The organism is Microbacterium ginsengisoli (genome assembly GCF_000956535.1).
Lineage (GTDB): Bacteria > Actinomycetota > Actinomycetes > Actinomycetales > Microbacteriaceae > Microbacterium > Microbacterium ginsengisoli.
On sequence record NZ_JYIY01000067.1, the window covers coordinates 1 to 11638 of the forward strand.

The window sequence follows — 11638 nt, forward strand, 5'->3', positions numbered from 1 at the left end:
AACCGGCTCAAGCAGTGGCGCGGCATCGCGATGCGCTCCGACAAGCTCCTCCGCAGCTACCGAGCCGCCGTCAGCCTCGCCGCGACGCTCATCTGGATCAAATCAGACTTGATCAACACGGCCTAGGTCGAGCGCGGGTTGCGGCCCACGTCGGCGAGCAGCGACGGGCGTCGACGATCGGTGCGCGGCACACCGGCCTGCGCGAGGAGCCGCTCGAGATGGTGCGGATGGAGCGCATCCCGCCACTCCCATCGCACGACGGCGCGAAGCTGGCGTCGCAGGCGGTCCTCGCGTCGCTTCTCCGCGATGAATGCGGCCCGTGCGGCTCGCGGATCGTGGGTCGGGTACTTGTCCCACCCATCGAACTCCCCGGCGACCGACGCCCGTCGCCACAAGAAGTCCGTTCGATCGCGAGCACCCTCGCCCCGGAAGACGCACTGCAGCTCGGGTGCCTCGAACCCGAGCCAGGAGATCACGGCTCGACTGACCGACTCCCCGACGGACTCGCTGTTCGCGACCGCGAACCCCAACGCCCATTCCGCGCGGCGCCTCCCGTGGGCCGGTACGCGCGTCTCGAGGCGGTGCTGCAGTTCGTCACGCATCGTCGATGCTGCCGGGTGCGCGGCGATCGCGGCATCCATCACGGCGAGGCCGAACGCCGGGGGCAGCACGTGCGCGAGGTCGATGGATGTGTCGGCCGCGTCGACGACGGCGATCGTACCGCCCGCGTCGACGCGCCGGGCAGTCGCGCTGGTGTGCACGGTGACATCGCCGAACGAGGTGGATCGACGCAGCCCGGGAGCGAAGGCATGGATGCGGCGCGGCTCGCCGAACAACGGGAGTCCGAGGAGTGCCGCCGCGGACTCCATGCAGAACACGGTGTTCGGGCGTATCGCCGCCAGGGCGTGCACGCGCGTGAGGTAGCGCTCACGCGCTGCCAGGCGGTCCCACTCATGTTGAGGGGCGTAGACGCCGCGTCGGACGCGGTGATACCCGGGGCGGTCGCGCGGACGCCCGACCGGAGCATCGTCGTCGGCGATCTCGAGGGGGACCGGCGAGGGGACGAGGAACGCAGTGACGCTCATCGCGCCAGCCTCCCCGCCGCACCGCCGGATCGACCGTGCATCCCCTCACACCGGTGCACAGCGATCGCATTCGCCGCGCGGTGGAGGGAACGTCACGACGTGCCCGCTCCCGCAGCCGTGGGACGGAGCCTTCCGCGACGCACGGTCGGCCGTAGGTCGCGCGTCGTGCCTTCCGGCTCACTTGTGCACCGGCGCCTCGGCGCACCGGTGCACCGCGGCGGCTCAGCCGAAGACGCCCGGCCAGAGCGAGACGGCGAGCGGATATCCGATGAACGCGACGACGTCGATGAGGGTGTGGGCGATCACCAACGGCATCACCCGGCCCCAGCGGCGATAGCACCAGCCGAAGACGACCCCCATCACCGCGTTGCCGATGATCGCGGGAACTCCCTGATACGCGTGGTACAGCCCTCGCAGACCCGCTGCGGTGAGGATGATCGCCCACCACGACCAGCCGAGCCGCCGCAGCCTGTCGAAGAGGTAGCCGTTGAACACGACCTCCTCGAGCACGCCGGCGCGCAGCGCCGCGAGCAGGAGGAGCGGGACGGTGTACCACGCGGCATCCAGGGGCGACGCCTGCACCTGAAGGGTCAGCCCGAGCAGTCGACCGACCACGTAGAGCCCGAGCCCTGGCACGCCGATGACCGCGGCGAGAAGCGCCGCACGACCCAGGTCGCCGCCGAATCGGCGGAAGTCGAGCCCGATGCGTCGCAGCGCGCTGTCGCCCGCGCTCCACAGCAGGTAGACGACCAGCGCGATCAGCACGAAGCTGAAGAACACATCGAGGAACTGGTAGAGGATGTCCCAGAACGCCGCAGCGTCCTGCGTGGGGTTCAGCTGCGTCTGCGCGTCGCCGACCGTCTGGCCGCGAGACATCGTCTCGATCGTCGTGCGCACGATCGACAGCACCGAGTACAGGGCCGACTGGCCGACGCTGACGCCGAGGACGAGCCAGACCTCCCAGCGCAGCCGGGTGCGGTCGAAGCCCACGGCCCGCGGGCGCTCGGCGGGAAGGGGACGCGTCGTCTCGGTCACCCCGGCATCGTTTCACGGGATGCCGCTTCCGCCGTGATGCGCAGGTAAAAGGCGCATCGGCCCGCTCTGCACCCCGACTGTGCAGATTGCGCATCGCACCGTCATTCGCGTTAAGGGTATGTAACGGTTTCCGGTCCGGCTTTGAACAGGCGGATGGCCGTGCTTAGGGTTTCCGTATCTGCGCCATGCGAAGTTTTCGGACTTCGTGTGGGGCCACATCCCTTCTCATAAGGAGTCACCAAGTTGAAGAAGTCACGTCTCGGAGTGGTGATCGCGGCAGCTGCCGCGGGTGCCCTCCTGCTGGCGGGCTGCACCACGAGCGGCACCACCACCAAGCCCCGCTCGGGCGGCACCGTCACTGAGGCCATCGTCAACGACCTCACCTCGCTGAACTACAACACGCCGCAGGGCAACCTGGACACGAACGGTCAGTACGCGTACTTGACCAGTGCGGCGTTCCAGTACCCCGACAACAACTTCAACGTCGTGGCGAACACCGACATCGGCACGTACGAGAAGACCTCGGACAGCCCGCTGACGGTCAAGTACACCCTCAAGTCGGGTGCGAAGTGGTCGGATGGCCAGCCCATCACCGCAGATGACATGGTCCTCGCCTGGGCGATCGCCTCGGGTCACTACGACGACGCCACGTTCGACGCCGACGGCAACGTCACCAAAGGCACGCAGTACTTCGCCATCGCCGGTTCGACCGCGGGAATCAACAGCACCGCGTTCCCGACCGTGGGCGACAACAACACCTCGATCACGCTCGTCTACAGCCAGCCCTACGTCGACTGGAACCTCTTCTCGCCGATCGCGCAGCCCGCGCACATCGTCGCGAAGAAGGCCGGTCTCTCGTCGGCTGCCGACCTGACGAAGCTCCTCCAGGGCCTGCCCGCAGGTAACCCGTCGAGCCCGGTCGCCCCGAATGCGACCCTCGAGGCCGCGGCGAAGTTCATCAACACCGGCTACGACATCACGTCGTTCCCGACCGACTCCGACCTCCTCGTGTCGAGCGGCCCCTGGGTGCTCTCCGCGTGGACTCCGGGACAGTCGCTCGAGTTCTCGCTGAACCCGTACTACGACGGCAACCTGAAGCCGCAGATCGACAAGCTCGTGATGCGCGTCATCCCCGACGCCGCCGCACAGGTGACCGCCCTCCAGAACGGCGAGGTCGACATCGTCTACCCGCAGGCATCGGCCGACACGAAGAAGTCGCTCGAGGCCGTCACCGGCGCCACCGTGCTCACGGGTGACCAGGTCTCGTACGACCACCTCGACCTGAACTTCAAGTCGTCGGTGTTCAGCGACCCGACCGTGCGCCAGGCGTTCCTGCTCACGATCCCGCGCCAGCAGATCGTCGACGCGATCGTGAAGCCGGTCAACCCCGACGCGAAGCCGCTCGACTCGCAGATCTGGCTCCCGAACCAGTCGCAGTATGCGACCTCGGTTGCGCAGAACGGCTCGTCCGCCTACGACTCGGTCGACATCGAGAAGGCCAAGAGCCTGCTCGCCGGCAAGACCCCGACCGTGAAGATCCTCTACAACTCGAAGAACCCCAACCGCGTCGACGAGTTCCAGGCGATCCAGGCGTCGGCCAAGCAGGCCGGTTTCAACGTCGTCGACGGCGGTGACCCGAAGTGGTCGTCGCTGCTCGCCGGTGGCAACTACGACGCGTCGCTGTTCGGGTGGATCAGCCCGGGTGTGGGCACCGCCCAGATCCCGCAGCTGTTCACCAGCCAGGGTGGCGGCAACTACAACGGCTTCACCGCCGCGAACGACCTCGCCACGCAGACCCAGACGACGCTTGACCCCGCCAAGCTGACCGATCTGGAGATGCAGATCGACAAGATCGCCTTCGAGCAGGGCTACGGCCTCCCGCTCTTCCAGGCCGCCGGTATCTACGGCGTCTCCAGCAAGGTTCAGGGTGTCAAGTACATGGGCAACCAGACCGGACCGATCTGGAACTTCTGGGAGTGGTCGGTGCAGACGAGCACCAGCTCCAAGTAAGGTCATGATGCTGGGGGTGGCGTCCGATCAGGGCGCCACCCCCAACTTCTGTCAGTGATCACCGACGCGGGGTGAGCCGGAAGATCCCGGCGAGCTCCGCGCGTGAGCGAGGAAAAACACACATTGGTCGGATTCATCCTCAGAAGAATCGGCGTTTCCGTTCTGATTCTCGTCGCGGCGTCGTTCGTGATGTTCAACCTGGTGGCGTTGTCCACCGATCCCCTCGAAGACCTGCGCACCTCGATCCTCCCAAACAAGGAGCAGTTGATCCAGGCGCGCATCCAGATCGGCAATCTCGATGTCCCGCCGCCGCTGCGCTGGTTCATCTGGATCGGCGGGGCCGCCAAGTGCCTCGTCCCCTTCGCCGGGCAGTGCAGCCTCGGCCAGACGTTCCAGGGGGCGCAGGTCACCGACCTGCTGCCGACCGCCATGCTCTCGACCGTGCAGATGGTCACCGCGGCACTGATTCTCGCGATCCTCTTCGGCATCGCGACCGGCATCCTGTCGGCCATCCGTGAGAACAGCGGTTTCGACATCACGTTCACCGTCATCAGCCTGTTCCTGTACTCGCTCCCGTCGTTCCTCGCAGCAACGATGCTCAAGAGCTTCGTCGCGATCGGGTACAACAACTTCCTGGCCTCACCAGAGGTGCCGATCTGGCTCTCGATCGTGATCGGGCTGGTGCTCGCGCTGATCATCCAGGCGGTCGTCGGCGGCGAGATGCGTCGGCGCCTCATCACGACGGCGTCCGCCTTCGTGGTCTCCGCCGGCCTCCTGATCTACATGAGCGCGACCGATTGGTTCGCCCAGCCCGCCATCGGCCCCGTCGGCATCATCGTGCTGAGCCTCGGCATCGCGGCCGCGGTCGCGGCGATCCTCGCCGGCATCTACAACCGCCGAGGACTCATCACAGCCGGCATCGTGGCGGTCATCGGCATCGCGTCGTACTTCGCCGTGCAGCCGCTGCTGGATGTCTCGACCATTGGCACCATCGCGATCCTGGCGATCGCTGCGCTCGTCGTCGGTGCGCTCGTCGGCTTCCTCGTCGGCGGCGACGATCGTGGACAGAACATCCGCATCGGCATTCTCGTGGCGTTCTTCATCGGGTTCCTGATCATCATCGATCGGCTCATGCAGTCCTTCCCGGGCTACATGTTCGACATGAACGGCCGCCCGATCGCGACGGTCGGCTCGTCGACTCCCGGATATGATCCCGGCAACATGTGGCGGTCCGCGCTGGACACCTTCTTCCATCTGCTGCTGCCGACGGTCTCGCTGCTGACGATCTCCTTCGCGGGATACACCCGTTATGCACGCGCCGGCATGATCGAGGTGCTCGGGCAGGACTACGTGCGCACGGCCCGGGCGAAGGGCATGCCCGAGCGGGTCGTCGTGGTGCGCCACGCCTTCCGCAACGTGCTCATCCCGATCACGACGCTGGTCGCGACCGACCTCGGCGCCCTGCTCGGCGGCGCGATCATCACCGAGTACATCTTCGGCATCCCCGGCATGGGCGCGCTCTTCCAGAACTCGCTCGGTCGCGGTGACGTCTACCCGGTCATGGGCTACTTCCTCGTGATCGCCTTCATGGCCATCCTGTTCAACTTCCTCGCCGATCTCAGTTATGCGGCACTCGACCCGAGAGTGAGGGTCCGCTGATGTCCACCTCTCTGCCCAGTTCGGTCGACACGGTCGACCACCGCTCCGTCAGTCAGGGGCGCCTGATCCTGCGTCGGTTCCTGCGCAACCCCGCCGGCGTCGTCTCGCTGGTCGTGCTTCTCGCCATCGTGGTGTTCGCCACCACGGCGATCGGCGTCGGACCGATCCACGGGTGGTGGAAGTGGAACTTCACCGACCCCGACCCGAACATCGCCATCGATGGCGCACCCACCCTGCAGCTGTGGCCGTTCTCGTTCGGCGACCACCCGTTCGGACAGGACCGCATCGGTCGCGACTACTTCGCGATGGTGATGCGCGGCATCCAGAACTCGTTCGTCGTGATGATCCTCATCACGGGGATCGCGGTCGTGCTCGGCGTGATCGTCGGCGCGATCGCGGGCTACTACCGCGGCTGGGTGGATGCGGTGCTCATGCGCATCACGGATGTCTTCATCGTCATCCCCGCCATCGTGCTCGCCGCGGTCGTCGGAAACTACGCGGGCGCTGTCGGCGTGTGGATCCTCGGCGTCATGCTCGGCGCCGTGAGCTGGATGGTCATCGCCCGTCTCGTGCGCGGTGAGTTCCTCTCGCTGCGCGAGCGCGAGTTCGTCGAGGCGGCTCGGGTTGCCGGGGCATCCGACGCCCGCATCATCTTCCGTCACATCCTGCCCAACGCGACCGGTGTCATCATCGTCTCGGCGTCGCTGCTGGCCGCGGCCGCCATCCTGCTCGAGTCGGCGATCTCGCTGCTCGGCTACGGCATCCGCTCTCCTGATGTGTCGCTCGGTCTGCTCATCGGGGCGAACCAGTCGGCGTTCGCGGTGCGGCCGTGGCTGTTCTGGTGGCCGGCGTTCTTCATCGTGGCGCTCGCGCTGTCGGCGAACATCTTCGGCGATGCCCTGCGGGAGGCCTTCGACCCGCGCAGCCGTCGGTTCTCGCGGCGTCGCACCAAGGAGGCCCCGGTGCAGGACGTGCCCGCCGAGGTCGAGGCCGAGGTCGAGCTGAGGTGATCCGTTCAGGCCAGAGCGATCGCGGGCAGGCTCGCGGTGAGCAGCGCCACGACGGTCGCCAGGCTCGCCAGGTGAATGCGTACTCGCGCGCGCTGTGCGTCGGCCTGGCCGAGCGGGATCCGTTCCGCTTCGGCCAGGCGCATCCAGCGGTCGCGCACGATCACCGCGAGGTCGCCCGAGTCGGTCCCGAGCGTCGACGACGCGCGTCGTCCGCCGTCGCGATCGGCCGGTCCGATCGCCGGGTGGGCGCTGGCGGCGCCGGTGATCGGACGAGTGAGGGGTCCCGGCGCCGGAGCGGCTGCGGCGCGGTAGCGACGCTGCGGGGTGACGAGGGTCAGCGCGAAGCGCGTGTCGACATCGATCAGGCTGCTCCAGGCGACCGTCACGGTGTGGAACGGGTTCACGAGGGTGACATCCGCGTCCGTCACGACCACCCGCGGGCGCCAGAAGAGTTCCCACACCAGCAGCGCGAGCAGCGCGACCGGCACGAGCGCCCACAGGCGATGGGGCTCCCCGAGCGCGATCGCGTAGCCGACGGCTGTCGCCCCTCCCAGTCCGATGAGGGCCCAGCCGCTCACCGACAGCACGATGCTCGTGGTCGGTCGGAATACCAGGGTGTCGCGCTCATCCACAGCTTCATCCTCCCATCCGCGTCGGCGACCGAACCGGGTCGCCACGACGCCACCGAGATCCCGGAAGGATCCGCATCATGAACGCCACGACGCACAGCTTCACCCCCGGCGAGGTGGTCCTCGAGGTCAACGACCTCTCGGTGGACTTCGGCGTCGACGGGGTCTGGGTGCCCGCGGCCAAGAAGGTCTCGTACAAGGTCGCCACCGGAGAGGTGCTCGCCATCGTCGGCGAGTCCGGCTCCGGCAAGAGCGTGAGCTCGATGGCGCTGCTCGGCCTCCTGCCCAACAACTCTCGAGTGGCGGGAAGCGCGAAGCTGCGCGGCCGCGAGATCGTGGGGCTGCGCCCCAGCCAGCTGCAGCAGGTGCGCGGGCGTCAGGTCGCGATGATCTTCCAGGAGCCGATGACGGCGCTGAACCCGGTTCTCACCGTCGGCTCGCAGATCGTCGAGACGCTGCGCCAGCACTTCCACCTGTCGCCGTCGGAGGCCCGCACCCGCGCTGTCGAGCTGCTCACCCTCGTCGAGCTCCCCGACCCCGAGAAGGCCTTCGCCTCGTACCCCCACCAGCTCTCCGGCGGTCAGCGCCAGCGCGCCATGATCGCCCAGTCGATCTCGTGCGACCCGGTGCTGCTCATCGCGGACGAGCCGACGACGGCTCTCGACGTGACGGTGCAGGCGGAGATCCTCGAGCTCATGCGGTCGCTGCAGGAGCGCCTGGGCACCGCGATCCTGCTCATCACCCACGACATGGGAGTCGTCGCCGACATGGCCGACCGCATGATCGTGATGCGCTCGGGCGACGTCGTCGAGACCGGCACGGTCGCCGAGGTCTTCGCGGCCCCGAAGCATCCGTACACGCAGGCCCTCCTCGACGCGGTGCCGCGTCTGGGTGAAGGCTCGAGCGCATCGGAGGCCATCGACATCACGGCAACCCTCGAGGATGTCGACGCCGGCGATATCGACGCGGATGCCGCGGCCACCGACCCGCTTGTTGAGCGCGCTGTCGTCGTGAAGTTCGAGGATGTCGCGATCGAGTACCCGAAGCGCGGCCGCGTTCCTGCCTTCCGCGCCGCCGACAAGATCTCGCTCGAGATCCGCCAGGGCGAGGTGCTGGGTCTCGTGGGTGAGTCGGGCTCCGGGAAGACCACGATCGGCCGTGCCACGATCGGCCTGCTCCCGGTGCACTCCGGGCGGTTGACTGTCACCGGAGTCGACCTCTCCACGCCCACCCGCGACGCGATCCGCAAGGTGCACCACAACGTGGGCATCGTGTTCCAGGACCCGTCGAGCTCGCTCAATCCGCGAATGACGATCGGCGACTCCATCGCCGAGCCGATCCGACTCTCGCAGGGTCTCAAGGGCAAGGCTCTCGACACACGTGTGTCGCAGCTCCTCGACTCGGTGCGCCTGCCGCTGGCCTACTCGTCCCGGTTCCCGCACGAGCTCTCGGGCGGTCAGAAGCAGCGCGTGGGCATCGCGCGCGCCCTCGCGCTCGACCCGAAGCTGCTGGTCGCCGACGAGCCGACCAGTGCGCTGGATGTCTCGGTGCAGGCGACGGTGCTCGAGCTGCTGCGCGAGCTGCAGCGCGAGAAGGGCTTCGCGTGCCTCTTCGTCACGCACGACCTGGCTGTCATCGACGCCCTCGCCGACCGCATCGCGGTAATGCGTCGGGGCGAGATCGTCGAGGTCGGCACCCGTGAGCAGATCCTGCGCTACCCGCAGGAGGCGTACACGCAGCGCCTCCTGGCCGCGGTGCCGGTTCCCGACCCCGAGGTGCAGCACGCGCGTCGGGAGCTTCGTCTCGCGGCCCTCGGTCTCGACAACCCGGACGCCCCCTAAGCGCCTCAGGCGGCGCGGAGCCGCCAGACGGTAGGATGGGGGACGGTCCGGATCCGGGCCGTCCCCCTCTTCGCAAGGAAACCCTTCATGGCGCACGCCCTCCGTCCCGACCTCCGCAACGTGGCCATCGTCGCGCACGTCGACCACGGCAAGACGACGCTCGTGGACGCGATGCTCCGTCAGACCGGATCGTTCGGCGAGCACGCGCACGTCGAAGAGCGCGCGATGGACTCGAACGACCTCGAGCGCGAGAAGGGCATCACGATCCTCGCGAAGAACACCGCGATCACATACAACGGCATCCACACCGAGGAGCCGGTCACGATCAACGTGATCGACACCCCCGGCCACGCCGACTTCGGCGGTGAGGTCGAGCGCGGACTGTCGATGGTCGACGGCGTGGTGCTGCTGGTCGATGCGAGTGAGGGACCGCTGCCCCAGACGCGCTTCGTGCTGCGCAAGGCCCTCGAGGCGAAGCTTCCGGTCATCCTGCTCGTCAACAAGACCGACCGTCCCGATGCCCGCATCGCCGAGGTGGAGGAGGAGAGTCACGACCTTCTCCTCGGACTCGCGAGCGACCTCGTCGACGATGTGCCCGATCTCGATGTCGACGCGCTGCTGGACGTGCCGGTGGTCTACGCGTCGGGTCGTGCGGGTGCGGCATCCCAGAACCGTCCCGCCAACGGCGAGCTCCCCGACAACGACGACCTCGAGCCGCTGTTCGCCGCGATCCTCGAGCACGTGCCGGCACCGTCGTACGACGACGAGGCCCCGCTGCAGGCGTGGGTCACCAACCTCGACTCGAGCCCGTTCCTCGGCCGTCTCGCGCTGCTGCGCGTGTTCAACGGCACGCTGAAGAAGGGGCAGACGGTCGCCTGGGTGCGCCACGACGGCACGCACTCCAACGCGCGCATCACCGAGCTGCTGAAGACGAAGGCGCTCGAGCGCTTCCCGGCGGAGTCCGCCGGCCCCGGTGACATCGTCGCGATCGCGGGCATCGAGGAGATCACGATCGGAGAGACGATCGCCGATCCCGAAGATGTGCGCCCGCTGCCGGCCATCACGGTCGATGACCCCGCCATCTCGATGACGATCGGCACCAACACCTCGCCGCTCGTCGGCAAGGTGAAGGGCCACAAGCTCACGGCACGCATGGTGAAGGACCGCCTCGACCGCGAGCTCATCGGAAACGTGTCGCTCAAGGTCGTCGACATCGGCCGGCCGGATGCCTGGGAGGTGCAGGGCCGCGGCGAGCTCGCGCTCGCGATCCTCGTGGAGAACATGCGTCGCGAGGGCTTCGAGCTCACGGTGGGCAAGCCTCAGGTGGTCACGCGCAAGATCGACGGCACGGTGCACGAGCCGTTCGAGCACCTCACGATCGACGCGCCGGAGGAGTACCTCGGCGCGATCACGCAGCTTCTCGCGGCCCGCAAGGGACGCATGGAGACGATGACGAACCACGGCACCGGGTGGGTGCGCATGGAGTTCGTCGTGCCGTCCCGCGGCCTGATCGGATTCCGCACCGAGTTCCTGACGACGACCCGCGGCACGGGCATCGCCAACGCGATCTCGCACGGCTATGAGCCGTGGGCGGGTCACATCGTGACGCGTCAGAACGGCTCGATCGTCGCCGACCGTGCGGGCGTCGTCACGCCGTTCGCGATCATCGCGCTGCAGGAGCGCATGAGCTTCTTCGTGCTGCCGCAGGACGAGGTCTACGAGGGCATGGTCATCGGCGAGAACTCGCGCAGCGACGACATGGACGTCAACATCACCAAGGAGAAGAAGCTCACCAACATGCGCTCCTCCACGGCCGACACGTTCGAGTCGATGACGCCGCCGCGCACGCTCTCCCTCGAGGAGAGCCTGGAGTTCGCCCGCGACGACGAATGCGTCGAGGTCACGCCCGAGAAGGTGCGCATCCGCAAGGTCGTGCTGGACGCGACCGAGCGCGGTCGTGCCACAGCACGGCTGAAGCGCCAGGACGCGAACGCGTGAGTCGGTGCGGTCCGCGTCTCAGGATGCGGACCGCAGCACCTTCTCGAGCGCCTTTCCGCGGGCGAGCTCGTCGACGAGCTTGTCGAGGTACCGGATCTTCTGCATGAGGGGGTCCTCGATCGTCTCGACGCGAACGCCGCACACGACTCCGGTGATGAGTTCGACCTCGTCGGGCAGCCGGGCGTCGTCGAAGAACTCGCGGAATGTGGCGCCTCCGGTCAGTCGAGTTGCGAGGGCGTCGTCGTCGAATCCGGTCAACCAGGTCGTGACGGCATCGAGCTCCTCCCGGGTGCGTCCCTTCCGTTCGAGCTTCGCCTGATACAAGGGGTAGACCGACGCGACAGTGGTATCGAAGATCCGGTGCTCCATGT

At 67.6% G+C, this 11638-nt stretch carries 9 protein-coding genes; 5 read left to right on the plus strand and 4 right to left on the minus strand.

Going from position 1 to position 11638, the window contains the following annotated elements; translation table 11 throughout:
• Window positions 1-122: 122 nt before the first annotated feature.
• Together RR49_RS04900 and RR49_RS04905 are read right to left on the minus strand one after the other, a co-directional pair.
• Complete coding sequence (locus tag RR49_RS04900) at window positions 123-1085, minus strand: hypothetical protein (protein WP_045246952.1); 963 nt, start codon at window positions 1083-1085, stop codon at window positions 123-125.
• A gap of 222 nt (window positions 1086-1307) precedes the next feature.
• Window positions 1308-2120, minus strand: a complete 813-nt coding sequence (locus tag RR49_RS04905) for a CPBP family intramembrane glutamic endopeptidase (protein WP_045246953.1) — start codon at window positions 2118-2120, stop codon at window positions 1308-1310.
• Window positions 2121-2363: 243 nt separating this feature from the next.
• Between RR49_RS04905 and RR49_RS04910 the strand changes: the two genes are divergently transcribed.
• The 3 genes from RR49_RS04910 (at window position 2364) to RR49_RS04920 (ending at window position 6799) form a co-directional block, all read left to right on the plus strand.
• Entirely contained in the window at window positions 2364-4130 is a 1767-nt protein-coding gene (locus tag RR49_RS04910) for an ABC transporter family substrate-binding protein (protein ID WP_045246954.1), read from the plus strand.
• A gap of 201 nt (window positions 4131-4331) precedes the next feature.
• Complete coding sequence (locus RR49_RS04915; protein WP_245610956.1) at window positions 4332-5789, plus strand: ABC transporter permease; 1458 nt, start codon at window positions 4332-4334, stop codon at window positions 5787-5789.
• Window positions 5789-6799 carry an ABC transporter permease gene (locus tag RR49_RS04920; RefSeq protein WP_045246956.1) on the plus strand — a complete coding sequence of 337 codons (1011 nt, stop codon included), beginning with the start codon at window positions 5789-5791 and terminating at the stop codon, window positions 6797-6799. Before RR49_RS04915 ends, RR49_RS04920 begins: the two co-directional genes overlap by 1 nt.
• Window positions 6800-6804: 5 nt before the next feature.
• On the opposite strand, the gene RR49_RS04925 is transcribed toward RR49_RS04920, so the two are convergent.
• Window positions 6805-7431: a PH domain-containing protein gene (locus tag RR49_RS04925; protein ID WP_045246957.1), complete on the minus strand. Its 627-nt coding sequence runs from the start codon at window positions 7429-7431 to the stop codon at window positions 6805-6807.
• Window positions 7432-7508: 77 nt separating this feature from the next.
• On the opposite strand from RR49_RS04925, the gene RR49_RS04930 reads away from it, so the two are divergent.
• Complete coding sequence (locus tag RR49_RS04930) at window positions 7509-9269, plus strand: ABC transporter ATP-binding protein (protein ID WP_045246958.1); 1761 nt, start codon at window positions 7509-7511, stop codon at window positions 9267-9269.
• An 87-nt stretch (window positions 9270-9356) separates the two neighbouring features.
• The gene (gene typA, locus RR49_RS04935) at window positions 9357-11267 is read left to right on the plus strand and encodes a translational GTPase TypA (protein ID WP_045246959.1); all 1911 of its coding nucleotides are present in this window, start codon (window positions 9357-9359) and stop codon (window positions 11265-11267) included.
• Window positions 11268-11285: 18 nt separating this feature from the next.
• On the opposite strand, the gene RR49_RS04940 is transcribed toward typA, so the two are convergent.
• Window positions 11286-11636: a DUF2200 domain-containing protein gene (locus RR49_RS04940; protein WP_045246960.1), complete on the minus strand. Its 351-nt coding sequence runs from the start codon at window positions 11634-11636 to the stop codon at window positions 11286-11288.
• Window positions 11637-11638 lie beyond the last annotated feature (2 nt).

Excerpts from the sequence above, each read along its gene's own strand:
- RR49_RS04930 (WP_045246958.1), top strand. The coding sequence starts at position 7,509 with ATGAACGCCACGACGCACAGCTTCACCCCCGGCGAGGTGGTCCTCGAG.
- RR49_RS04900 (WP_045246952.1), bottom strand. The coding sequence starts at position 1,085 with ATGAGCGTCACTGCGTTCCTCGTCCCCTCGCCGGTCCCCCTCGAGATC.
- typA (WP_045246959.1), top strand. The coding sequence starts at position 9,357 with ATGGCGCACGCCCTCCGTCCCGACCTCCGCAACGTGGCCATCGTCGCG.
- RR49_RS04940 (WP_045246960.1), bottom strand. The coding sequence starts at position 11,636 with ATGGAGCACCGGATCTTCGATACCACTGTCGCGTCGGTCTACCCCTTG.
- RR49_RS04920 (WP_045246956.1), top strand. The coding sequence starts at position 5,789 with ATGTCCACCTCTCTGCCCAGTTCGGTCGACACGGTCGACCACCGCTCC.